This is a genomic window from Frankia sp. CgKIO3 (genome assembly GCF_977946435.1).
Map to the genome: position 1 here is coordinate 1 of NZ_CDWTMO010000006.1, position 23,518 is coordinate 23,518.

Genomic DNA, 23,518 nt, shown 5'->3' on the forward strand with positions numbered 1-23,518 from the left:
GCTCTCCGTACCTCGGCCCACGGCGACCGGGGCCACCGCCGCGCCCGCCCTCAGCACTCCCACCCCCAGCGGCGCCGACACCGGCTCGCCAGGGCCCCCGAGCCCGGCGCCGGGTGGTGCCACGAGCGGAACGACCACCCCGACCACCGCCCCGACCCTGGCCCTGGCTCCCGCCACAACCCCGGCACCGTCATCGGCGTCGGTCCCCGCCTCACCAGAGCTGATCATCACCGAATCAGCCAACCCGCCCGGCAGGCGGGGCACCGACGCGGCTCCCGCCACGACCCCGGCAGACGACACGACCCCCTCCGATGCCACGCCGACCACGGTAGGCGCGCCCTCGCCGCAGAGCCCCCCGGACGGGGTGCCGACGCCGGGATCCCGTTAGCCCACGAGGGCCACGGCGCCGCGTTCTCCCCGGGTGTTCTGCAGCATCTCGGCGACGAGGAAGGCCAGTTCCAGCGCCTGCCCGGTGTTCAGGCGTGGGTCGCAGGCGGTCTCGTAACGGCCGCCGAGGTCGTCTTCCCCGATGAGTTCGGCCCCACCGAGGCACTCGGTGACGTTCTCCCCGGTCAGCTCGATGTGCAGGCCACCGGGGTGGGTGCCCAACGCCTTGTGGACCTCGAAGAAGCCGAAGACCTCGTCGAGGACATCATCGAAGTGGCGCGTCTTGACGCCGCTCACGTCACGGGTGTTGCCGTGCATCGGATCGCACGACCACACCACGGGCGGCCCGGCAGCGTTGACCTTCTCGATGATCGAGGGCAACGTGTCCCGGACCCGCTTCGCCCCCATCCGGGAGATCAGGGTGAGCCGGCCGGGGACATGGTCGGGGTTGAGCCGCTCGGCAAGCTCGAGGACCTCGTCCGGGCCAGCCTTCGGCCCGATCTTGCAGCCGATCGGATTGCCCACCCGGGACAGCAGGTTGACATGGGCACCGTCGAGGTCCCGGGTCCGCTCTCCGATCCAGATCATGTGGGCGGACAGGTCGTACGGATCGCCGGTGGCGTCCTCGATCCGGGTCAGAGCACGCTCATACTCCAGCAGAAGGCCCTCGTGACTCGTGAACAGCTCGACCCCGCTCAGCGCGGCGGTCCGATCGAGGTCGATGCCACAGGCGGCCATGAAGGCGAGGGCACGCTCGATGTCCGTCGCCATCACCTCGTAGCGGCGACCCGCCGCGGAATCCCGCACGAACGCCTTGTTCCACTCGTGGACCTTCGACAGGTCGGCGAAACCGCCGGTGGCGAAGGCCCGCACGAGGTTCAGCGCGACTGCGCTCTGATGGTAGGCGGCGACCATCCGCATCGGATCGGGCCGCCGCGCGGCGGCCGTGGGCGCGATGTCGTTGACGGCGTCGCCCCGGTAGGAGGGCAGCCCGGTGCTGGCCTCGATGTCCGCGGACCGCGGCTTGGCGTACTGCCCGGCGATGCGGGCGACCTTCACCACCGGCGTGCTCGCGCCATAGGTGAGGACGACCGCCATCTGCAGCAGCGTCTTGACCTTGTCCCGAATCTTGTCGGCGGTGTTCGCCACGAAGGTCTCGGCGCAGTCACCGCCCTGCAACAGGAACGCCTCACCCCGAGCAACCAGCGCGAGACGGTCGGTCAGGGACCGAACCTCGGGCGCGGTGACCAGCGGGGGGAGGGCCGCAAGCTGGTCGTAGGCGGCTCTCAACTCTGCCGGGTCAGGCCAGGACGGCTGCTGCTTGGCCGGAAGGGTCCGCCAAAGATCCAGTACGCTCACGACACCAGGGTACGGGCCCAGTCGAGTTCGGGCGGTCACCATCGCCCGACATTTTTCCGGGGAATCGGCATCTTCCTTCGGACAGGCATCCGCCCGGGAATCGGCACCCAGCCCTGGCTCCCGGACCGGGATTGGTTCCCGGACCGGGTCCGGCCCGACGGCCCGCCCCTTCCCTGGTCAGCCGGGTCAGCCGAAGAAGATCTCGGCCTCGTGGTAGAGCTCCTCGGGCACCGTCTTGAGCGCACGGGTCGCATCCTGCAGCGGAACCCGGTCGATGCGGGTGCCGTGCAGGGCGACCATCACCCCGAAGTCGCCTTCGTGCACGGCGTCGACGGCGTGCAGTCCGAAACGCGTCGCGAGCCACCGGTCGAAGGCCGTGGGCGTGCCACCGCGCTGCAGATGCCCGAGCACCGTGGCACGCGCGTCACGACCAGTGCGGGCGCGGATCTCGGTCTCCAGGACCGCCCCGATGCCCTGCAGGCGGACATGCCCGAAGGCATCGACCTCGCCCTCCCTGGCGACCATGGTGCCCGTGATCGGGACGGCGCCCTCGGCCGCGACGATGATCGGCGCGTAGTGGGTGGCAAATCGAGCCTCGACGAAGGCGCACACCTTGTCGAAATCGAACGGCCGCTCCGGGATGAGAATGACGTTGGCTCCCCCCGCCATGCCGCTGTGCAGGGCGATCCACCCGGCATGGCGGCCCATAACCTCAACGATCAACACCCGGTGATGGCTTTCCGCGGTGGTGTGCAGCCGGTCAATCGCCTCCGTGGCGATATTGACCGCGGTGTCGAAACCGAAGGTGTAGTCCGTCGCGGAGAGGTCGTTGTCGATAGTCTTGGGCACTCCGACCACGGGCAGTCCCTCGACGTGCAGCTGGGCGGCCACCCCCAGGGTGTCCTCCCCGCCGATCGCGATGAGCGCGTCCACCGCGGCGGCGGCGAGGTGCTCGCGCACCAGCGCGGGCCCGTCCACGGCGGCGTAGGGATTCGTGCGGCTGGAGCCGAGGATCGTGCCGCCGCGCGGGAGGATCCCCCGCACGGCCGCGATGTCCAGAGGGACCGTCTCGCCGACCAGCGGCCCCCGCCAGCCGTCCCGGTACCCGACGAAGCTGTGGCCGTAGACGCTCTCTCCCTTGCGCACGATGGCCCGGATCACCGCGTTGAGTCCCGGGCAGTCGCCGCCACCGGTCAGTACGCCGATCCTCATCCCGAGTTCTCCCGTTGACCGTACACCGCTTTCTCCGGCGGCAGCGTAGCGGGAGGGCCGTACTTCAGGACAACATTGTGGTTACGTGGCGTGGCGACGATAGGCCGCCGCGGCCGCGTCATCGACTCATCGGGATGGGTGACTCATCGGGATGGGTCCGAGACGGCGGCGGCCTGGGCGCGCAGCGGGGCGAGAACCCGCCACCGGGCGAGGTTGTGCAAGGCGTCAGCGAGCGCATCGTGGGCGTTGGGCGGCGGTGCGGGAAGAACCGGCCGGCCCACTTCCTCCCACAGCTGACGCAGGTCCCGGGTGAAGCGGGGCAGCTGGGCGGGCAGGGCGGGCATCGTACCGAAGAGCTGGCAGAGCACCACGTGGTCATAGGCCCCGTACCAGGCCCACAGCTCGGGGGTACCGCCCGCGGTCAACAGCGCGGCGACCTCGTCACGGATTCGGGCTCGCGGCTTCCACGCCTCGCCCGACGGCGACGGCAGCTGGTCGATGACGTTGCGACGGACCCAGGGCACGGCCCACGACGGATCGAACTCGGTCGACACGGCATAGTACCGCTGTGTGCCGTCCTCGCTGACGATTCCGATGCTGACCAGATCGAGCCAGTGATGACCGGTGTCGGTGCGTTCGATGAACTCGGTGTCGTAAAAGAAACGGGTTCCCACCGGCTCAGTCTCCTCCGACCGAGGTGTCCGCCATGGTCGGCGGCTCGGCCGCGGACCATGGCGGGCCAGGGCCCGAGCGCCGGCGCCACGGGCGCAGCAAGGCCCCGAGCAGCAGCGCCGCCAGGGCGGCACCGATCAACGGCAGCAGCCACAGCAGCGGCCCGGAGTACTCCTCCGTGGCGTCATCCCCGGACGCCGCCGCCCGCGGACCGCCCGGCCCCGGCGACCGCCCTCCTGCCGGGACGATCGCCGGCGTCGCGCGGCAGCCGGCCGCACCCGCGACGGACGGCGGAGTCACCGCGGGACCGGTCGCCGGGGAGACCCGGACCTCGACCCGGGCGGCGCCGGGATCATTGACGAGGCAGAGCAGACCAGCCCCGGGCGCGGACGTCACCCGTGCCCCGGTGACCTGCACCTGGTAGCCCGTCGGATAGGACCAGGCCGGCACGCTGATCGCGGTCGCCGTGCCGGCAGCGAGGGGCGGCCCGGCCGACGGCGTGGTCCGGTAGGCCACCATCAGCACCCGCGACGCGTCGAAGCGCAACACCTCCGGTACCCCGGCGATGGCCACGGGGTAGGGGCGGACGATGTCTGCGGGCGGGGCGGGCGCCCGGCGTTCGGCGCCGCTGCTCCCGACGGGCGCGGCGGTGCCCACCGTGCCCCCGGTCGGGCTCGGGGCGTCGTAGAACCAGCTCAGGCCGAACGCGTCGGCGGAGGCGACGAGACCGCGGACGCTGGCCGCCGACCCGTCCTTCCAGCCGACCAGGTATCCGGTCGGATCATTGACCGCCACCGTCGATGCGGCGTCGAACGGGGCGGGCCGGTTCCGCCACAGCAGGTGAGTGCCGTCATGCGCGGCCACCGCCGCTACGAGACTCTCACCGCCGCCACCACCCTCGGGCACCTCGTAGCCGAGCAGGCCCGGCACGTCGCGGAACCGCGTCGCCAACCGTTCGAGCCCCGCGGCGAGGCCGGCGACGGAGGGTACGTAGCCCGCCGAGGCGGGCACGATCCGCAGCGTGACCCGCAACCCGCGGTCGGTGAACATGCGGGTGAGGGCGGCGGCCTGGTCGAGTCCGGGGTCGGCGGGCGTGGTCGCCGCGCCGGCACCGTCGAGGACCGGCCCACCGGATGTCGCCGGGAAGCGGCCGCCGCTTGCCATCGGGACCGCTAGGCGCACCCCGGTAAATCCGAAGCCGACCCAGGTGTCGATGTCCCCGGCGGTGGGCGTCACCCCGGCCGGCACCGTGATCCCGTGCAGGACGACCACCCGACGATCACTGTCCGTGAGGTACGTTCCCGAGCGACCGATCGTATCGGCCGGGGCGGCGCCCACGGGCGGTCCAGCAGGTGCGGTGGGGGAACCGGCCGCCGAGGCCCCGGGCACCGGACCCGTTCCCGCGAGGCAGCCAACGATCAGGCCGAGCGCGACCAGAAGCGGACGCCGTCCCGGGAATCGCCGGGGATGCTCGAAGCCGCGACGCCGCCCGATCGTCGTCCAGCCAGGAACGCTGTCACCACACACCGGACCATCCTGCCGTGTCCACCGCAAACGGGTCAGACCGCCCGGTCGATCCGGTCTTTGGCGGCGCGTGGATTCGCCGGCGCCGTGACCGGCAGCCCGAGCTGATCCGGAGACCGAGCCGGCGTCGCCGCCCCAGGGGAACCCTGCGCCGTGCTGGTGGACGCCGGGGAGACCTGCGCCGGGGTGGTAGACCCCGCGGGCGCGCCGGCAGCGGCAGCCGCCTGTGCCCGGGCGGCCGCGAGCTCCTCCTTGGCCCGCTTCGCGTACATGTCCACATACTCCTGGCCGGACAAGGCCATCAGCTCGTATATGATCTCGTCGGTGACCGAGCGCAGGACGAAGCGATCATCTGCCATGGCCGCGTAGCGGCTGAAGTCGAGCGGGCGGCCGATGCGGATGCCGACCCGACGGATCTTCGGAACCAGCTGGCCCGGCGGCTGGACCTCGAAGGTCCCGATCATCGCCACGGGGATGACCGGGACCCCGGCTTCCAGCGCCAGGCGCGCGACACCGACCTTGCCGCGGTAGAGCCGGCCGTCCGGGGATCGGGTGCCTTCCGGATAGATCCCGAGCAGGCGGCCCTGGCGGAGCACCCGGACCCCCGAGCGCAACGCGCCCTCGCTCGCCTTGCCGCCGCTGCGATCGATCGGGATCTGGCCGACGCCACTGAAGAACACCCGCTTGAACCACCCCTTGACGCCCGCCTCGGTGAAGTAGTCGCTCTTCGCCAGGTAGGTGACACGGCGGGGGACGACCAGCGACAGGAAGAGGTGGTCCAGGAAGGAGAGATGGTTGCCGGCGAGGATCGCGGGCCCCTCCGGGGGGATGTTCTCTGCCCCCTCGACCCAGGGACGCCAGAACAGTCGCAGGACAGGTGTCAGGAACACCTTGACCACCCAGTAGAACAAGACAGCTCCCACCTGGTCACCGCCGCACGACGACGGCCCGCCGGGGGCGCCCGTGGCCAGTCGCCCGTCTTCATCCGCCGACGCCGATCACACCTGGCCCGAACCTCCCACGAACCGTCCGGTCGGTCGGGCACCGGGGCGCACGCCGCCGGTCCACGACCCGCGGCCTCGCCGGGGTCCGCCACGGAGACCCCGACGATCCTTGCGACCCCACCGCACCAGGGCCGGGTCGCCCAGGGCCGGTCGCAAGGATGATGGGCTTGCTTGAGCCTAAGGAGAGGTCATCACGACGTCCACCGAACAGGGTCTACCCCGCTCGGCGTGTCATTCTCCGGTGCCGGCCAGGAAACCTGACGGCGGGCCCCCAGCCTCCCGCAGACCGCGCCTCGATCCCGAATGTCCCGCGCGCGTACCCACCCATCACCGATATCATCAGGCGGGGACTTTCCGTCCGGCGGCTCCTGCGCAGCGATGTTGCGCAGCGAGTGAGACACGCACGACCGTGGCCTCAGCCCGCGGACCGTGCGAGCATGCGTTTACCGGCGTTTTCCCTCCGCGCGTCGCCGGACCCGCATCGCGGCATGCGGGCGGGCGCGCGAGGCACGAAGGGCGGATCACGATGGCGGGTGTCACCGGTGCGGCCGTCCTCCCGGGCGCGGAACCGTTCGAGTTTGAGGGTGGGCCGGTCGGCGTGCTGCTGGTCCATGGGTTCACCGGTTCCCCGGGCAGCATGCGGCCCTGGGGCGAGTACCTCTCCGCAGTCGGGCTGACCGTCTCGTGCCCGCTGCTGCCCGGCCATGGCACCCGCTGGCAGGACATGGTGCCCACCACCTGGCCGGACTGGTACGCCACGGTAGAGACCGCGTTCCTGCGGTTGCGGACCACCTGCGAGCAGGTCTTCGTCATGGGGCTGTCGATGGGCGGAACCCTGGCCCTGCGGCTGGCCGAGCAGCACGGCGGGGATCTCGCCGGCCTCGTCACGGTCAATCCCAGCCTCACCACCGAACGGTGGCACGCGGCATTCGCCCCGTTGCTGAGCCGGGTGATCCCCGCCGTGCCTGGCGTGGCCGGCGACGTGAAGGCCGAGGGCGTGCCCGAGGTCGGTTACGACCGGGTACCCCTGCGCCCGTTCGCGTCGCTGCGCCAGCTGTGGGCGGTGACCCGGCCGGAGCTCGGTCGGATCGTCTGTCCGGTCCTCACCTACCGCAGCATCGTCGACCACGTGGTGGAAGCCAGCTCCGGCGCGATTCTGCTGGCCGGGCTGCGTGCCCCGGCCGAGGAACGGCTGCTGGAGAACAGTTACCACGTCGCGACGCTCGACAACGACCGAGAAACGATCTTCGACGGAAGTCTGGAATTCGTCCGGCGGCACGCGCCACGCGCGCTCGTGCCCGACGTGCCCTGCGGCAATGGCTGAGCGGTCACCGGGTTCAGGACCCGGCGAGCACCGGCCCTCGCCGGCGGACGGCGCCGTGCCCGAGGGGGCTCCCCTCGGCGGGCCGGGCAGCGCCCCCGCCGACGGCGGTGGCACCTCCGCGAACCGCGAGGAGCCAGCCGACGGCGACGGTGGCAGCGGCCTCAACGACGGCGGCGGCGACGGATCCGCGACAACCGCGGGGGGCGACGCACCGCGGCCCTCCCCGCGCTCCCAGAAAGCCGACGACGCCGCGTTCTTCGAACTCATCGCGCGCTTCGACGACGAGCCCGAATCCCATCGGTGGCCGGCGGCGGAGAATCTGGACGACACCCGCCGCCCCACTGTGATCATCCTACGCCCGCCGTTCGAGCCGGGTGGTCCGCCCGTATCGGAGGACCGGACCGACCCCCGGCCCGACCAGCTGCCGTTCCCGTCCGCGGGCGGTGACAGCGGCCGACGGGGACGCGACGGCACCGAGGACTTCGTCGTCGACCTCGGCGATCTGTCGGGTTCCGGCCAGGTCCCGGAGGGTCTGGACGACCCGGATCTGGACCCGGACGACGAGCACTACGAGCCGCCACCCCCGCCACCGCTGCCACGGATCAGGCCCGTGACGCGCTGGGCACTCGGTTCGATCGCCCTCGGTGTGATGTTCCTCGTCGTTCCGAACCTGATCGACTTCAACCAGTCCCGGACCCAGAACGTCGCCGGGGTTCTGCTGATCCTCGGCGGGGTCGGCACGCTGGTCGCGCGGATGGGAGACCGTCCGCCCACGGATTTCGACGGCCCCGACGACGGCGCGGTGGTCTGAGCGCGGCGTGGCAGCCGTCGTACCGGCACCGAAAAGGAAGGGCGTGGGGCGTGCAGTACCACGAAAAGGTCGAGGTCCACGGGCATCTCATGGACACGGGCGTGCTGGCTCGGGTTCTCGACGACGTGCTGGACTATGGCGGTGACTATCGGGTTGATCGTATCGAGCTGGGGCACAGCCACGATGACGAGTCCCACGCGGTCATCACGGTGGGGGCCGATTCACCGAGTCAGCTCATGCGCATTCTGATGCGGATCCAGGTCCACGGCGTGAACAAGATCGAGTCTGGCACGGCCCGGTGCGAGCCGGCCGACCGCGACGGCGTCTTCCCCCCGGACTTCTACTCCACCACCAATCTGGAGACCGTCGTCCACCTCGACGGCCAGTGGGTGCCGGTGGAGCATCCCGAGATGGACTGCGGCCTGGTCGTCTCGCACGGCCGGGTGCAAACGGTACCGGTCACCGACGTGCGCGCGGGAGACATGATCGTGTGCGGCGTGGACGGGGTGAAGGTCGTCCTACCGGTCACCGCCCACTCCAGCCGGGTCTACGAGGAGTACGAGTCCCTGGCCGCCCCGCTGCCGAGCTCCACCCAGCCGCAGGCGGTCCTGGCCCGGGCGATCGCCCGCCAGATCCGCGAGGTCAAGGCCGAGGGGTCGCAGGTGCTCTGGGTGGCGGGTCAGACTGTGGTGAGCACCGGGGCCGGGCCAGCGTTGATCGCCCTCGTCGGGGCCGGCTATGTCGACGTGCTGTTCGCCGGCAACGCACTGGCGACACTCGACGTGGAGGCTGCCCTCTACGGATCGCCGCTGGGGCTCGGGCCGCTGCGCAGCGGCCGGGTGCAGCGCGGCAGCGAGCAGCACATCCGCGCGGTCAACACGATCCGCCGGGAGGGATCCATCCGGGCCGCCGTGGAGTCCGGCGTGCTCACCCAGGGGATCATGCACGCGATGGTCAAGGCCAACAAGACCTTCGTGCTCGTCGGATCGGTCCGCGACGAAGGCCCGCTGCCCGACGTCCACACCGACGTCCTGGCAGGCCAGCGGGCGATGCGCGCCGCGCTGCGGGGGGTGGCGTTCGCCCTCATGATCGCCAGCGCCCAGTACTCCGTGGCCACCGGCAACATCCTGCCGGCCTCGGTCCCGGTGGCCTGCGTGGACGTCAACCCCTCGACGGTGCACGCTCTCACCGAACGCACCAGCGCGCACGCGGTCGGCGTCGTCGCCGACACCGGGCTGTTCCTCGAGGAGCTCGCCGCCGAACTGGTACCCGACTACCGGGCCTCCCCACGTAGCGGCTTCGCCGCGACGCGGGGACCCCTGTCATAGGGCGCCGTACGGGGTCTCCGTCGAATCGCCTTCGGCGACCCTCCTGGGATAGTCGTGGGGATTTCGGGTCAGAACCGGGCGAGGTCGGCCGCGCCCACGAGGCCCGCTTGGGATCCGAGCTCGGCGATGACGATGTCCGGCTCGGAACGGTAATCCCGCCCGGGCATGGCGGCCAGGAGGCTCTGCCGGGCCGGGCCGAGCAGCAGCTCGCCGGCGTCGGAGACGCCGCCGCCGATGACGAAGCGGTTCGGGTCGAGCGCGGCGACCAGCGTCGCCATACCCTCGCCTAGCCAGTGGCCGATCTCGGTAAAGCACCTGATCGCCGCCGGGTCCCCTTTGCGTGCCGCCTCGGTGACGTCCGGGCCGGTCAGCGCGTCGACGCCACCGCCACAATGCTCCAGCATGGGCATGGCCGCACTCGGATCCACGGTGGCGATGTTCTTCGCCAGCCGGACCAGCGCTCGCCCGCTCGCATACTGTTCCCAGCACCCTCTGTTACCACATCCGCACGGGTACCCGTCGGGTACCACCCGCATGTGGCCCATCTCGGCGCCGATACCGGACGCGCCTCGGTAGAGCTCACCGCCCAGGACGATGCCGCTGCCGATGCCGGTTCCCACCGTCAGGCAGACGAGGTCACGCCGGCCACAGCCGGCCCCGAAACGGTACTCCGCCCAGGCCATCGCGTTGGCGTCGTTCTCCACGACGACGGGCAGGCCGATGCGCGCCCCGACCTCGTCGCGCAGGGGTTCGTCGCGCCAGGCGAGGTTCGGTGCAAACAGGACGCGGGACCGGTCCGAGTCGACCCACCCGGCCGCGCCGATGCCGACCGCACGCACGGCGTGGTCGGCACTGAGCTCCGCGACGACGCTGGCGATGGTGTCCGCGACCTCGGCGGCCGAATGGCCCGGGGTAGGCCGACGCAGGGAGGTGATGATCGTCCCCGCGCCGTCCACGACGCCGGCGGCGACCTTCGTCCCGCCAACGTCGACGCCGATCGTCAGGCCCTCTATCCGGTTCTCCACCGGCAACGGGCCGGGGGCCGCGCCGGCACGCTCGGTGCGCGGAACCGTCAAGCTGCCCGGAATATCCAGATTCTTCGAACTATCGGGAGTAGCGATGCTCACGTGATATCGATCCTCTGCACGCGGGGTCTAAGCGCGGTGGCGGGTTGGGTGCCGGTGGTGTCCCCCGGCCATGGATGATCCCCAGATGCGGGGGGCGCCGTCTCGCGCCGTCGCGGCGTGGCGGGCCCCGGAGCGTCCTCCCCACGGGCACCGAGGGCGGCGCGGAACGCCGCGGTCAGGGATCCGGCAGCCGCGAGGAGATGGCCAACCACCTCGGGGCGGTCGCCGGCGAGGCTCGCCAGGAGCCGGCACAGCGGGCACACGGCGCAGGGCCAGGTGTGATCCGCGGGTCCCGGCGCCGGATCCACGTGGGGATCGGGTATCGACGCCGCATCGTCGGCAGCGGGTCCCGCCGCCGACGATGCGGGGGGACCGGGATAGCCGGGGGGCAGGTGCGAGGCGGCCCAGTCCCGCAGGGCGTCAGCGAGCAGGGCGGCTTCGACCGCGAGCGACCCGCGGCCGGGCGACGCGGACGGGCCGGTGGGAGGCGTGCCGGTGGGAGGCGTGGTGAAGTCGGGCCCGGCGCCGCCGGGCCGGCCCGAGGTGGACCGCTGCGTGGTCATACCCGCACCCACTGCTGCGGGTCCGGGACGAACGAGACGACCAGCCGGTCGTCACGCAGCCGGGCGGTGCTCACATCGCAGCGACGCAGCGCCGCAGGCAGCGGAACGGCCCGCCGATACGACCCCACGGTCACCACCAGGTCATCACCCAGCCGGGCCAGATCGATCTGGGAACCGTCGACGAACGGCAGCCCGAAGGACAGCGCGAACCCGTCCTCGGTGCGCTCCACCCGCGGCTGGCCGCTCGAGCCGATGAGCGGCTCCCCGAGAACACTCCCCGGATCGAGCTCACCGTAGGTCGCCGCGCCGAAGGCGGCCAACTCCTCCAGGCCGATCGGTTCGCCCGCCCGGTAGCCGACCGGGAGGACGGGGGTGGGCATGAAGGCCGCGGTGATGTCGGCGAGCTGCTCGCGGTGAACGGCGGCCCACCCCGCCCGCCAGGCGTCCGCGTTCGCCGACGGGAAGATCCGGTTGACGACGACGCCGTCCAGGGTGAACCCATGCAGCGACAGCGCCGTAAAGCTGCCGCGGGCCGCGGCGAGCGCCGAGCTCTCGGGGGTCAGCACCAGCCGGACGCTGGTGGTGGCGTGGTCGGTGAGGATCGCGCGCAGGTCGACCGCCGCCCGGTGCAGGCGGTTGACGGTGTCGTAGGCGGGGGCCGCCAGCGTGCTCCACCGGCCGCCGAGCGCCGCCGCCCAGCCGAAACCGGGTCGCAGCCAGCGCGCGAAGGCACCGTCGGGCGGCAGCAGCCGGCGGCAGTACCACGACAGCGTCTCGGGAAAGGCCAGCAGCCGCACCAGCGCCGCCGCCGAACCTCCGTCGACCACCACCAGGTCGTAGTTCTCACTGGTGAGGCCGTCACGCAGTTCGAGTAGCGTCAGGGTCTCGACGGCCCCGGGCAGGAAGGCCAACTCCTCCAGGTCGAACGGATCGACCTTGATGGCCGGCCAGGTGCCCGCCAGCACCTCGCGTACGGCCGGCCACCGGGTCTCGACCGCGCGGCGCAGGTCGACCTGCTGGCCGTGCAACCCCGGTTCAAGCTCGGTCGGCTCGGCGCCGATCGGGTGGTCGAGCGCGCCGGCGAGCCCCGCGGCCGGGTCGACCGACAGCACGAGGGTCCGATGACCCCGTTGAGCGGCGAGGATCGCGGTCGCCGCCGCCACCGTGGTGGTACCGCCGCCGCCCTTCCCCGTGAAGAGCACACACCGCACGTGCGCTCAGCTCTCGACGTACTTCTTGAGGTCCTTGAGAGCGGCATCCACGATGCCGCTCTGCACCTTCCGCCGGAGCAGACCAGGAATCTTGATCTTTGTCTCAGCGGTGAGGTCGTAGGTCACCTCGGTGCTACCGTCACCCAGGTCGCGCAGGGTGTAGCTGCCGTCCTGCGACGACATCGCCTGGCCCTCGACCATGCTCCAGACGACCTGATCGTCGCCCTTCCAGGTGTACTCGTTGACAAACTCGTCCTTGATGACGACGGCGTTGATCCGGAACCGGGCGCGCCGGGGACGGCCGTCCGGGCCCATGTCGAGGATCTCGGCCTCCTCGATCTGGCCGATCCAGGTCGGATACGCGGAGATGTCGACGATCGCCCCCATCACCGCGGCGGGCCGAGCGTTGATGACGATCGTCGATCGGGCGTGGTCCGCCATGGCAGACAGCACCTCCACATTCTTCGAGCGCGGCTGAAGAGCACGGCGTCGCCGGCCCACCGGCAACCCGGATCTCTCCGGGGCCCGGGAACAATCCCCGACCGATCGCCTGAGGCTACCGGAACACCGAGCGCGCCCGGCCGAGCGGCCGGCTACCACTCGAGAACGAAGGGCGTCCCCCGAGCCTGGAAATGTCCGACGTTCACGCAGCGTGTGCCGTCGATCTCCAGGCTGGCCGTCAACGGCTGGTGCACATGCCCGAAGAGCACGTAGCGCGGCCGGGTCGCGTGAATGGCCTCGAGGATCGCCACACTGCCGCGCTCGAAGCGGCGTGCCTCGATGTCGTAGACCAGCTCGGGGATGTGCGGGGGGATGTGGCAGCACAGGACGTCGACCTCGCCCACCGCGGCGACCTTGGCGGCGAAGGCGTCGTCGTCAATCTCGTAGGGGGTGCGGATCGGGGTCTGCAGCCCCCCGCCGACGAAGCCGAACCGCAACCCGCTGATCGTGGTGGTCTGCCCGTCCAGCAGGGTGACGCCGTCGCGCAGGTACTCAGGATACAGGTGCGGCAGATCGACGTTGCCGAAGGTCAGGTAGGTCGGGGTCGGGAACGCCGCGAACAGCACCTCGTACTGACGGCGGATGGCCGCCTCCACGATCTGCGTGCGGTCCCCGCCCAGGCTCGCCCACAGCGTCCGGGACCATGCCCGGGCCTCGTCGAACCGCTGGGCGTTACGCAGCTCGATCATGCGACCCACGGCCTCGGCGCCGAACAGGTCGCCCATGATGCCCCGGCCGTGGTCGTGGTAGTCGATGAAGAGAATGAGATCACCCAGACACACGAATGCGTCGGCCTCCTCGCCCGCCGCCGCCAGCGCATCCGCCCGCCCGTGCACGTCGCTGACCACGTGGACCCGCATGGCTGGAAGCTTAGGCGCCGACAAGGGCCCGTCGCCCCTACTCGAACGGCCCATCCGGCCGATGAGGGATGCCGCGCGGATCCGGGGCATACCCGGGACATGTCCCCGGCGGTCGCGCTCACCGGCAACGATCATCGGTCGGACGCCGTCGAAGGGAACCGTATTACACCCCGCAAGGTCGCAAACCGCCCGCCCGGAGGCTAACGTCTGATGCCCTGGCCTGGTCTTCCGTGCTTCCGTTGTTCCGTGGCGTCGTCCCCCCGGCGTGCACAAGCCATCTGGTAGGACTGGTAGGAGTAGCAGTGCGCGAGTACACCTCCCCGCCCCTGATCACCATCGCCGAGGATGCGACCCTGACGGACGCCGTGTTCCGCAACGCGGCGGCACATCCGGACAGTACGCTTATCCAGCACAAGATCGACGGCAAGTTCGTCGGCATGACCGTCCGCGAGTTCCGCGACCACGTCGTGGCCACCGCCCGGGGCTTCATCGCCCGCGGGGTGCGGCCCGGGGACCGCGTCGGTCTGGCGAGCCGGACCCGGTTCGAGTGGACGATTGTCGACTATGCGACGTGGCTGGCCGGCGCCGTCTGCGTGCCGATCTACGAGACCTCCAGCCTGGGCCAGATCGAGTGGATCCTGCGGGACGCCGGCGTCGAGGTTCTCGTGGTCGAAAACGACGAGCTCGCCGAGCAGGTCGCGCAGGTACGCGACGGCGTCCCCGCGCTGCGGGAGGTCCTCGTCGTCGAGCACGGGGCGCTGGCCGGTCTCGCCGTGGACGGCGCCGGCATCGCGCCGGAGCAGCTGACGGCGGCCCGGGCGTCCGTCAACGCCGACAGCCTCGCGACGATCATCTACACCTCGGGGACCACCGGCCAACCGAAGGGCTGCGAGATCACCCATCGCGCCCTGCTGTTCACCGCCGAGGCGGCCATCGCCACGCTGCCCGAGCTGTTCGCGCCCGGTGCGTCCACACTGCTGTTCCTCCCGCTGGCGCACGTGTTCGCCCGCATGCTCCAGGTGGGCGTGGTCCAGGGGGCGTTCACCCTCGCCTACACCCCGGACTCGCGGACCCTGCTGCCCGATCTCGCCAAGGTGCGTCCGACCTTCCTGCTCTCCGTGCCCCGGGTGTTCGAGAAGGTGCACGCCGGGGCGCGCCACAAGGCGCACGCCGAGGGCAGGGGCTGGATCTCCGATGCCGCCGAGAACACCGCGGTCGCCTACAGCCGGGCTCTCGACGGCGGCGGCCCCGGCCTGCTCCTGCGGCTGCGGCACCGGTTGTTCGCCGCGCTGGTCTACAGCAAGCTCCAGGCGGCGCTCGGCGGGCGGGCCCGCTACGCGGTCAGCGGCGGGGCACCGCTGGGTGAACGCCTCGGCCACTTCTTCCGCGGGATCGGGTTCACGGTGCTCGAGGGCTACGGTCTGACCGAGACCAGCGCGCCGGCCGCGGCGAACCGGCCGGGCAACGTCCGGATGGGCACCGTCGGCCAGCCCTTTCCCGGCGTGACGATCGCCATCGCCGATGACGGGGAGGTCCTCATCCGCGGTCCCCTGCTGTTCCGCGGCTACCGCAACAACGAGCTCGCGACGAAGGAGGCGCTCGACGCCGAGGGCTTCCTGCACACCGGCGACCTCGGCGACCTCGACGCCGACGGCTTCCTGCGGATCACCGGCCGCAAGAAGGAGCTGCTGGTCACCGCCGGTGGGAAGAACATCGCGCCGGCGCCGCTGGAGCACATCGTCCAGTCCCATCCCCTGGTCAGCCAGGCGATGCTGATCGGGGACCGGCGGCCCTTCATCGCCGCCCTCGTCACGCTCGATCCCGAGGCGTTCGACCGGTGGCGGTCCTCGGCGGGCAAGCCGGCCGGCGCGACGGTTGCCGACCTGGTCGACGACGCCGGCCTGCGCACCGAGATCCAGCATGCGATCGACGCCGCGAACGCGACGGTATCGCACGCCGAGAGCATCAAGAAGTTCGCGATCTTGCCGCAGGACTTCACGGTGGAGACCGGCGAGCTCACCCCGAGCCTGAAGGTGCGCCGCTCGCTGGTGCTCGACCGGTTCAGCCAGGCGGTGGAGGACATCTACGCCACCCCGCGCTAACCCCGTCCGGGCCGGCAAGCAGCGTGCGCAGGTCCTGCACGAGGACGTCCCACCGCCAGCGCAGCTCGACCCACGCCCGCCCCGCGGCACCCATCGACGCCGCCCGGTCGGGGTCGGCAAGCAGATCACCGACGGTCGTCGCGACCTGCGCCAGATCGGTACCGTCGATCACGATGCCGGTGCGCTGGTGCAGGACGGCGTCGGGGGAACCCCCACTGCGGCCGGCCACCACCGGCAGGCCGGTCGCCGACGCCTCGAGGAAGACGATGCCGAGCCCCTCGACTTCCAGGCCGGCGAGGCGGGAGCGGCAGGGCATCGCGAACACGTCGCCCGCCGCGTAGTGCGCCGGCAGTTCCTCCCACGGCGCCGAACCGGTCATGATCACATGCTCGGCGACGTCGTTCTCCCGGGCGAGCCGTTCGAGATCACCCCGCCGGGGACCGCCGCCGACGATCAGCAGCGCGGCGTCCGGCACGCGGCGCCGTACCATGGGCAGCGCCCGGATCAGCATGTCCTGGCCCTTGCGGGCGACCAGCCGGCTCACGCACACCACCACCCGGCGGCCCGTCAGCCCATGGCGTCGGCGCATCTCCTCGCGCCCGTGACCGGGACGGAACAGCGAGGGGTCGACTCCGCTGGGCAGCCGGGCAAAGGTGGGATGGCCGCCGAAGGCGGGCCGGACCCGGGCCCGGGTGTAGTTGGTCAGATAGGTGATGACGTCGGCCGCGGTGCCGATGCTGCGCAACACCTGACGCGCCCCCGGCAGCGCCGCCCAGCCGACCTCGTGACCATGGGTGCTCGCGACCATCCTGCGCACGGCCGTGTCGCGGCGCAGCCGGGCTCCGAGCAGCCCGAGCGGTGCCGCGGCGCCGAACCACACCGTGTCGCATCCCTCCGCCCGGGCGATCTCTCTGGCTCGGCGCAGGACGTCCGGTGTCGGCAGCATCAGCGACGTGGTGTGCCGCACGACCGGGAAGTTCTGTTCGGCGTCGAAGGCCGCGGCGTTCTTCCAGGCCGGGGCGTAGACGACGATCTCGCCCCCGGGCAGCCGCGAGGCGAAGTTGTGCACGTAGGCCTGGATCCCGCCGGGACGAGGCGGGAAATCGTTCGTGACGGCCAGCACGCGCATCCGCCCATATTCTCTCACGGTCCCACCGCGTTTTCCCACGGCCCCACCGGCGCCCGCGCCGGCCCCCCGGCCGGGCAGGCTAGCCGGCGCGGCGACGCCGCGGCGCCTGGTCCAGCCGCGGCGCCTGGTCCAGCAGTGCCGTCCGCACGTCGGCGAGCGGGGGCAGCAGACCGGCGTCGGCGAGCAACCGCAATGCCTCGGGCTCCTCGGCGTCCCAGCCGACGGGCGGGCCCGGCGCCGGGAGCAGGACGGTCATCATGCAGCCGGCGCACCTGACACCACGGGCGGTGCAGGAGTCACAGTCGATCAGCATCGTGCGCACCTTCCGGATCCGAACCGGTGGAGGTCGGCGACGACAGACAATCCGAGTACCGATCTCCCGACTTCACCGACGGTAGGTCCAGGGTCCGACAATTCTCGGCGGACAAGTCCCGCCCGACGGATCCCCTACCGGTCGAGGCGGGCCAGCAGAGCGGCCGAGGGTACCGCCCGGGCTCCGGCGGCGGCGCAGTTCTCCGCGACCTCCCGGTCGGAGGTGATGACGAAGACCAGGCGGCCTTCCGGTTCAATCCGCACCAGCCGGACGATCTCCTCGTCGGCGAGCTGCCCGGGCCGGCTGAACAGCACGCGCACCCCCCGAGGCATGGCGACACCCACCGGCCGGGCCACGACGGCGGTGGCATCGAAGACGACCGTGACCTCGCTGTCGGGATTGCGGCCCGCGAGCGCACCAAGTCCGGACAGCAGCCGCTCACGCTGGGCCTGCAGGGTGAGGCGGCCGTAGCCCCGCTTGGTCACGTTGTACCCGTCGATGATCAGATGGACCCCGGGGACGGCCAGCACCTCGTCGATCAGGGAGGGGTCGTCGTCCGGCCGCCCGCGGGCCCCGGCGAACGCCTGCGGGCCGTTACTCGGGCCGGCTCCGCCGCGAGCGATGAGATCCGCGGGCCTCGCGACCATCGTCGGGAGGTCGAGTTCGCGTCGCAGGCCGTGCGCCGAGGCGATCAGGGTGTCAAGGAGAACGCGCAACCGGGCGTCATCGACGCTGCGGGACTCGCGGCTGTCCCGGCGGGTGGAGGCGAGCGCGCTCTCCAGCTCCGCCACCCGGCCGCGCAGCCGCCGGGTCTCCGCCTCGGCATCCCGGCTGACGGCCAAGGCTGCGTCCCGGGCCGCCTCGGCCGCGGTCAGGGCCTCTCGCGTGGCGTCCTCGGCCCGCCGGATCCCGGCGGTGGACGAGCGCAGCCGCCGGCGAGCCTCGTCCGCCTCCGCCCGGGCCGCCCGCAACTGCTCGCGCAGTTCCTCCTGCTCGGCCGCGGCGATGCGCTTGCTCGTCTCGAGCTGTTCGGTGAGCCGCAGTATCGTCCGCTCGGCCTCGTCGACCTGGCTGCGGACCGCCGCCTCCGACGTGGACGCCGCAGCGACCTGGACCAGCTCCTGCCAGCCGGAGACCCGCAGCAGGTACGCGACCGCGGCGATCTTCTCGGGAGGCGCCGCGGGCGGCGGTCCGTCCGGCGAGCTGACGGCTTCGACAAGCTCGGGATGATGACAGCGGATCCACTCGGCGACCTGGCCGCGGAACACGTCACCGTCCACCGCCGCGGCCAGCGGGACAGCTCCCTGGCGGACGCGGCGGGAGGGCTTGAAGCGGCGCACCGCGACCAGCGACGGCGGGACCTCCGGCTCGGGAAGATCCGCCAGCGTCTGCTCGGCGAACTCGACAACATGCGCCCGCACCGGCGCCGGAAGCGGCTCACTCATGCGGCGAATCCGAGGGTGGCGACGAAATGTTCATCAACACGCGCACGACGGACAAACCGGGTGGGCCGTATCTCCAACGGCTCGTCCAACCGGCCAGACAGCAAGGCACGCGGGACTCCGGAGCCGACGGGGAGAACGATGACAGTACAGCACAGCTTATCGGGAGAGCTCAGGGCACTCACGGCCGCTACCGGCCGGATCGGTACGTCGGCGGCCTACGGCGGGGCGGGCATTGCCTCAGGTGAAAGTCGGCTTATGTAGCCTCGCGAGGCGCGCCCCTGGCTGCGCCTGAGAGGATCATCGTGACCGACCAGAACCCGCCTCACCAGCCCCCCAGCGGTGACGGGAGCCAGGAGGCGTGGAGGCAGCCGAATGACCCCTGGCACCAGCCCGCGGACGCTGGCAGCACCCCCGCCTCCGGTTCGCCCTCTACTCCCCCGCCGGCTCCGGTCCCACCGTGGGGAGCGCCCCAGCCCGGCCAGCCGAACCAGCCCGACTCGGAGGAGACACGCCTCGCCTGGCCGGGCACCGTCCCGCAACCGGGCGGGCAGCAGTGGGGCGGGCAGCCCAGCGGCCCACAGCACCCCGGCGCTGCGCCAGGGTGGGGACAGCCCGGCGTCGGGCAGGGCTGGGGACAGCCGGGCGGCTGGCAGCAGCCGGACCATCCCCCGGCCGCGGCTGCCGGGCCCTACCAGGGTGGGAGTGCCCCATACCCGGGGACGGTCGGCTACCAGGGCGGTCCCGACGCCTACCAGAACCCCCCTGCTGCTACCCGCCGCCCGGCGGGTAGCAGCAGGGCAGCCCGCCGCCTCCGCCCCGGCAGCGGACCAGTCCGCTGTTCATCATCGTGCCCCTCGCCGTGGTTGCCGCCATCGTGCTCGGTGTCGTGATCGCCCTCGCGGTGGGCGGCGGTTGACGACACCGAGATCGCCTCCCCACCGGCCCCGACGGTGACCGTGCCCGACCTCCCGAATACCACCGCGACCGCGACCCCGCCAAACGGAGTGCCGAGCTGCGTTCCGGTGACGCCACAGCACGCGCCGGCAGCCGGCACCGCGACGATCGGCGGCTCCGGCACCGCCGTCGGCCGGGCCACCTCCTCGGTCAGCGACTTCGAAGCCAGGGTCACCCTCAACAGCGTCTGCTCCACCACCGGCAAGGTGACCCAGTACGGCGACGCGCCCGCCCAGGGGCCTACTACGTCATTAACGTGACGGTCGAGGTGAGCCGCGGGTCGACGTCCGCCTCACCGTCCGATTTCTACATCCAGACCTCCGACGGCACCCGGTACGACGGCAGCTACGAGAACGTCGCGCCGCGGCTGTCAGTGTCGACTCTCAAGGCCGGGCAGCGGGTCCGGGGCAACATCGTCATCGATGCGCCACCCGGGCACGCCATCCTGAACTGGGAACCGCTGTTCGCCGTCGATCCACCGAAGTTCCAGCTCTGACCGCCGCGTAACCCTACGATCCGCCAGAACAGCCAGAACAGCCAGATCCGCGCCGGCCGGTACCCGGCTCAGCCGAGGGCGGCGCGGATCCGCTCGGCCACGGCATCGAGCTCGGCCGAGTCGGGGTTGTGGTCGGCGAGCCTGAAGTCGATCTGCGTCTCGTCCTCGATCGGCAGGAGATGCACGTGGACGTGCGGGACCTCGAGCCCGGCGACGAGCGCGGCCACCCGCCGAGGTCGGAAGGCCGCGTCGATGGCGCGGCCCACCGTCGCCGCGGCGCTCCACAACGCGACCTGGAGATCATCGGGTAGATCGATCCAATGGTCAATCTCGATGCGGGGAACGACCAGGGTGTGTCCCGGCCGGATCGGCGCGATCGTCAGGAACGCCACCACGTGCTCGTCGGAGTAGACGATGCGACCGGGAAGCTCGCCGTTGATGATCCGGGTGAAGACGCTCGACATGGCTGCAACCCTATCGACCGGGTCGTCCGGCGCGTGACGACAGCACCCGATGGCCGATGGCCGTTCACCCGGCCGTCGAGCCGTCACGTTTTCCGCTGAACGCGACGGTGGTGTGGAGCACGCTTCTCCGAAACCGTGCTCCACCCTCGCCGACCCGCCGGGAACCCAACCCCGTGGGAGCCCGGCCCGCCGGGATGTCAGACAAAGGGGCGCGCGAATCCCGCCGGCCCGACCGTCATCACCCGGAACTCGTTACCCTCCGGATCCTTGAGAACGTATCCGCTCTCCCCGTCGTCGTCGTACCGGGACACCCGGCGGGCACCGAGGGTCGACAACCAGCCGATCACACGCTCCGCGTCGACGGCGTAGAGATCCAGATGAAGCCGGTTACGGCCGGCATCGCGCTTCGCCCCGGGCCTGAGGAGGATCTTGGGTCCCGCGCCGGCCGGGTGACGCAGGATCACCCCGTCGTCACGCCGGCTCACCTCGTATCCCAATGCGGCGGACCAGAAGCGCACCATCACGTCAACGTTCGAACAGTCGACCGCGACCCGCGCCACTCGAATGCCGTTCGTCTCGAACCATGCCACCTGGACATGATTCCGCATTCGACGCACGCAGGCCTGCCGAGTTGGCCGCACGTTTGAGCACACGCCCCGACAGAAGCACCGGACTGCCCCGACGGGACCATAAACGGGACAACCGCGGCGAATTCTATGGCCAATACCGTCCCGTGGCACACCCAGCACCCTACGGATCAGGTATCGTTAACCATTTTCCACCGGCCCGTGACCCGGAACCTCCGTGACGACGTGCGGCGAGGCGGACCTGCTTTCGCCTCCGGGCCCGGCGGACAATCCCGGGCGTGAAACTGTCGGGGGTGGGGCCTACCGTGACGCCGTGCGCCCAGATCCCGCCCCGGACCGTCCCCGGCCGCCCCGGCAGGGCAGGGCAGGGCAGGGCAGGCTGGACGATCTCGGTCGCCCGCTGGCGGACGTGACCTTCGTCGTGTTCGACCTGGAGACGACGGGCACCTCCCCGGGAACCGACGAGATCACCGAGATCGGCGCGGTCCGGGTCCGCGGCGGCCGAATCCTCGCCGAGATGGCCACCCTGGTCCGGCCGGGCGTCGGCATCCCTCCGATGGTCTCGGTGCTCACCGGCATCACCGACGTGATGGTGGCGACGGCGCCGCCGGTCGCGCAGGTGGTGCCCACCTTCCTGGAGTTCGCCCGCGGTGCCGTTCTTGTCGCCCACAATGCCCCGTTCGACCTCGGCTTCCTGCGCGCCGCCGTCGAGCTCTGCGGCTATCCGGTGCCCGCCTGGGAGTATCTGGACACGTTGCGTATCGCCCGGCGGGTGGTCACGAGAGACGAGAGTCCCGACTGCCGGCTCACGTCGCTGGCCTCGCTGTTCCGCAGCCCGGTCGAACCCCGCCACCGGGCGCTGGCGGACGCCCGGGCCACCGTCGACGTGCTGCACGGGCTGTTCGAACGGCTCGGCAACGCGGGCGTGACCACCCTGGAGGACCTGCACGACTACAGCTCCCGGGTGTCGCCGGCCCAGCGACGCAAACGGCACCTGGCCGACGGCCTGCCGACGGGCCCGGGTGTCTACATCTTCCGGGACGCCGACGAACGGGCCCTGTATGTCGGCACCTCGCGTTCGGTGCGTTCCCGGGTCCGTACCTACTTCACCGCCAGCGAGCCCCGGACCCGGATGGCGGAGATGGTGGCGCTGGCTGAGCGGGTCGACGCGATCGGCTGCGCGCACGCCCTGGAGGCCGAGGTCCGGGAACTGCGGCTAATCGCCGAGTACAAGCCGCCGTACAACCGCCGATCCCGCTTCCCGGAGCGCTCCGTGTACCTCAAGCTCACCGACGAGCCGTTCCCGCGGCTGTCACGGGTACGCGCCGCCCGTGACGACGCGACCTATCTCGGGCCGTTCGGCAGTGTCCGCGCCGCCGACGCCGCCGCCGAGGCGCTGCTGGCCGCGGTGCCGCTGCGCCAGTGCTCCGGGCGCCTGTCCCCGCGCGTGCGCCGGCCCGCCTGTACCCTCGCCGACCTCGGCAGATGCGGAGCGCCGTGCGACGGCCGGGAGGACGTGGCGAGCTACGGCCGGCACGTCGCCGCCGCCCGAGCCGCCATCACCGGCGATCCGGGCCGAGTCATCGCCGCCTCGACGCGGCGCATCGACCGGCTGGCCGCCGAGCAGCGCTACGAGGAGGCCGCCGTCCAGCGGGACCGAATGATCGCGTTCGTCCGCGCGGCCGCACGTGCCCAGCGGCTGTCGGCTCTCACCGGAGTCGCCGAGCTCGTCGCCGCGGCCCCGACCGCCGAGGCCGGCTGGGAGCTGGCCGTGGTGCGTCACGGCCGGCTGGTGTCAGCGGCGAGCGTGCCGCCCGGTGTCGATCCGCGGCCCTGGGTCGACGCCGTGGTCGCCAGCGCCGAGACGGTGCGGCCACGGCCCGGCCCGGCCCCGTGCGCCTCCGCCGAGGAGACCGAGCGCATCGCCCGTTGGCTCAGTGGGCCGGGGGTACGGCTCGTGCGGTTGGAGGGCGAGTGGAGCTAGCCGGCCGCGGGCGCCATCCGCGCCGCGGCCGGATTCGGTGCGGCCCCCGGCCGGCCGGTACGTGCGTATGACGGTGACGAGTGGTTCCCGTCGGCCTGACGTGACGTCAGGCCATGACGTCAGGACGCCACGTACTGACGCCAGCTGCTCCGTCAGGTACT

Annotated in this window: 21 protein-coding genes and 2 pseudogenes; 6 read left to right on the forward strand and 17 right to left on the reverse strand. The window is 71.7% G+C overall.

Translation table 11 applies throughout. The features are described 5' to 3' along the window. The 6 genes and pseudogenes from AC08OJ_RS01620 to AC08OJ_RS01645 all read right to left on the reverse strand — a co-directional run. A pseudogene (locus tag AC08OJ_RS01620) lies at window positions 1-300 on the reverse strand (hypothetical protein); the annotation flags it as partial. An 84-nt stretch (window positions 301-384) separates the two neighbouring features. After that, window positions 385-1,788 carry a class II 3-deoxy-7-phosphoheptulonate synthase gene (locus tag AC08OJ_RS01625; protein WP_462188641.1) on the reverse strand — a complete coding sequence of 468 codons (1,404 nt, stop codon included), beginning with the start codon at window positions 1,786-1,788 and terminating at the stop codon, window positions 385-387. Window positions 1,789-1,932: 144 nt separating this feature from the next. After that, the gene (locus tag AC08OJ_RS01630) at window positions 1,933-2,958 is read right to left on the reverse strand and encodes a 6-phosphofructokinase (protein WP_476594728.1); all 1,026 of its coding nucleotides are present in this window, start codon (window positions 2,956-2,958) and stop codon (window positions 1,933-1,935) included. A gap of 143 nt (window positions 2,959-3,101) precedes the next feature. Further along, the gene (locus tag AC08OJ_RS01635) at window positions 3,102-3,632 is read right to left on the reverse strand and encodes a polyadenylate-specific 3'-exoribonuclease AS (protein ID WP_476594897.1); all 531 of its coding nucleotides are present in this window, start codon (window positions 3,630-3,632) and stop codon (window positions 3,102-3,104) included. 4 nt (window positions 3,633-3,636) lie between these two features. Further along, window positions 3,637-5,157: a hypothetical protein gene (locus AC08OJ_RS01640; RefSeq protein ID WP_476592929.1), complete on the reverse strand. Its 1,521-nt coding sequence runs from the start codon at window positions 5,155-5,157 to the stop codon at window positions 3,637-3,639. Window positions 5,158-5,189: 32 nt separating this feature from the next. Beyond that, window positions 5,190-6,077: a lysophospholipid acyltransferase family protein gene (locus tag AC08OJ_RS01645; protein WP_476592928.1), complete on the reverse strand. Its 888-nt coding sequence runs from the start codon at window positions 6,075-6,077 to the stop codon at window positions 5,190-5,192. 607 nt (window positions 6,078-6,684) lie between these two features. Here AC08OJ_RS01645 and AC08OJ_RS01650 point away from each other — a divergent pair. The 3 genes from AC08OJ_RS01650 to AC08OJ_RS01660 are packed head-to-tail and all read left to right on the forward strand — an operon-like array spanning window position 6,685 to window position 9,621. Next, the gene (locus AC08OJ_RS01650; protein WP_476592927.1) at window positions 6,685-7,482 is read left to right on the forward strand and encodes an alpha/beta hydrolase; all 798 of its coding nucleotides are present in this window, start codon (window positions 6,685-6,687) and stop codon (window positions 7,480-7,482) included. Window positions 7,483-7,537: 55 nt separating this feature from the next. Next, entirely contained in the window at window positions 7,538-8,293 is a 756-nt protein-coding gene (locus tag AC08OJ_RS01655) for a hypothetical protein (protein WP_476594898.1), read from the forward strand. Between the two features lie 50 nt (window positions 8,294-8,343). Next, a complete protein-coding gene (locus tag AC08OJ_RS01660) occupies window positions 8,344-9,621 on the forward strand; it encodes an ornithine cyclodeaminase family domain (RefSeq protein WP_476592925.1) in 1,278 nt (425 codons plus the stop codon). Window positions 9,622-9,689: 68 nt separating this feature from the next. Here AC08OJ_RS01660 and AC08OJ_RS01665 read toward each other — a convergent pair whose 3' ends face one another. The 5 genes from AC08OJ_RS01665 to AC08OJ_RS01685 form a co-directional block, all read right to left on the reverse strand. Next, window positions 9,690-10,697, reverse strand: a complete 1,008-nt coding sequence (locus AC08OJ_RS01665) for an ROK family glucokinase (RefSeq protein ID WP_476592924.1) — start codon at window positions 10,695-10,697, stop codon at window positions 9,690-9,692. A gap of 47 nt (window positions 10,698-10,744) precedes the next feature. After that, window positions 10,745-11,311 carry a hypothetical protein gene (locus AC08OJ_RS01670; RefSeq protein ID WP_476592923.1) on the reverse strand — a complete coding sequence of 189 codons (567 nt, stop codon included), beginning with the start codon at window positions 11,309-11,311 and terminating at the stop codon, window positions 10,745-10,747. Continuing rightward, window positions 11,308-12,522: an ArsA family ATPase gene (locus AC08OJ_RS01675; RefSeq protein WP_476592922.1), complete on the reverse strand. Its 1,215-nt coding sequence runs from the start codon at window positions 12,520-12,522 to the stop codon at window positions 11,308-11,310. The genes AC08OJ_RS01670 and AC08OJ_RS01675 overlap by 4 nt, the downstream gene beginning before the upstream one ends. Window positions 12,523-12,528: 6 nt before the next feature. Beyond that, complete coding sequence (locus tag AC08OJ_RS01680; protein ID WP_476592921.1) at window positions 12,529-12,963, reverse strand: SRPBCC family protein; 435 nt, start codon at window positions 12,961-12,963, stop codon at window positions 12,529-12,531. 152 nt (window positions 12,964-13,115) lie between these two features. Beyond that, complete coding sequence (locus AC08OJ_RS01685; protein ID WP_476594899.1) at window positions 13,116-13,883, reverse strand: metallophosphoesterase family protein; 768 nt, start codon at window positions 13,881-13,883, stop codon at window positions 13,116-13,118. Window positions 13,884-14,185: 302 nt separating this feature from the next. On the opposite strand from AC08OJ_RS01685, the gene AC08OJ_RS01690 reads away from it, so the two are divergent. Continuing rightward, on the forward strand, window positions 14,186-15,985 hold the full coding sequence (locus tag AC08OJ_RS01690; protein WP_476592919.1) for an AMP-dependent synthetase/ligase: 1,800 nt from the start codon (window positions 14,186-14,188) through the stop codon (window positions 15,983-15,985). Here the strand turns inward: AC08OJ_RS01690 and AC08OJ_RS01695 are convergent. From AC08OJ_RS01695 to AC08OJ_RS01710, 4 genes are all read right to left on the reverse strand, one after another. Next, the gene (locus AC08OJ_RS01695; protein ID WP_476592918.1) at window positions 15,945-17,114 is read right to left on the reverse strand and encodes a glycosyltransferase family 4 protein; all 1,170 of its coding nucleotides are present in this window, start codon (window positions 17,112-17,114) and stop codon (window positions 15,945-15,947) included. The two genes, AC08OJ_RS01690 and AC08OJ_RS01695, sit on opposite strands and share 41 nt — an antisense overlap. Window positions 17,115-17,193: 79 nt before the next feature. Further along, on the reverse strand, window positions 17,194-17,427 hold the full coding sequence (locus tag AC08OJ_RS01700; protein ID WP_476592917.1) for a hypothetical protein: 234 nt from the start codon (window positions 17,425-17,427) through the stop codon (window positions 17,194-17,196). A 134-nt stretch (window positions 17,428-17,561) separates the two neighbouring features. Continuing rightward, window positions 17,562-18,872, reverse strand: coding sequence for an NYN domain-containing protein (locus AC08OJ_RS01705; RefSeq protein ID WP_476594900.1), 1,311 nt, complete (start codon window positions 18,870-18,872; stop codon window positions 17,562-17,564). Window positions 18,873-19,620: 748 nt separating this feature from the next. Continuing rightward, a complete protein-coding gene (locus AC08OJ_RS01710; RefSeq protein ID WP_476594901.1) occupies window positions 19,621-20,007 on the reverse strand; it encodes a hypothetical protein in 387 nt (128 codons plus the stop codon). 75 nt (window positions 20,008-20,082) lie between these two features. On the opposite strand from AC08OJ_RS01710, the gene AC08OJ_RS01715 reads away from it, so the two are divergent. Beyond that, entirely contained in the window at window positions 20,083-20,322 is a 240-nt protein-coding gene (locus AC08OJ_RS01715) for a DUF4352 domain-containing protein (RefSeq protein ID WP_476594902.1), read from the forward strand. Window positions 20,323-20,390: 68 nt separating this feature from the next. Here the strand turns inward: AC08OJ_RS01715 and AC08OJ_RS01720 are convergent, their stop codons facing one another. Next, window positions 20,391-20,786 (reverse strand): HIT family protein, encoded by a 396-nt coding sequence (locus tag AC08OJ_RS01720; protein ID WP_476593563.1) that lies wholly within the window; start codon window positions 20,784-20,786, stop codon window positions 20,391-20,393. Between the two features lie 197 nt (window positions 20,787-20,983). Further along, a complete protein-coding gene (locus AC08OJ_RS01725) occupies window positions 20,984-21,394 on the reverse strand; it encodes a VOC family protein (protein WP_476593562.1) in 411 nt (136 codons plus the stop codon). 292 nt (window positions 21,395-21,686) lie between these two features. Here AC08OJ_RS01725 and AC08OJ_RS01730 point away from each other — a divergent pair. After that, a pseudogene (locus tag AC08OJ_RS01730) lies at window positions 21,687-23,354 on the forward strand (DEDD exonuclease domain-containing protein); the annotation flags it as partial. Between the last annotated feature and the right edge of the window lie 164 nt (window positions 23,355-23,518).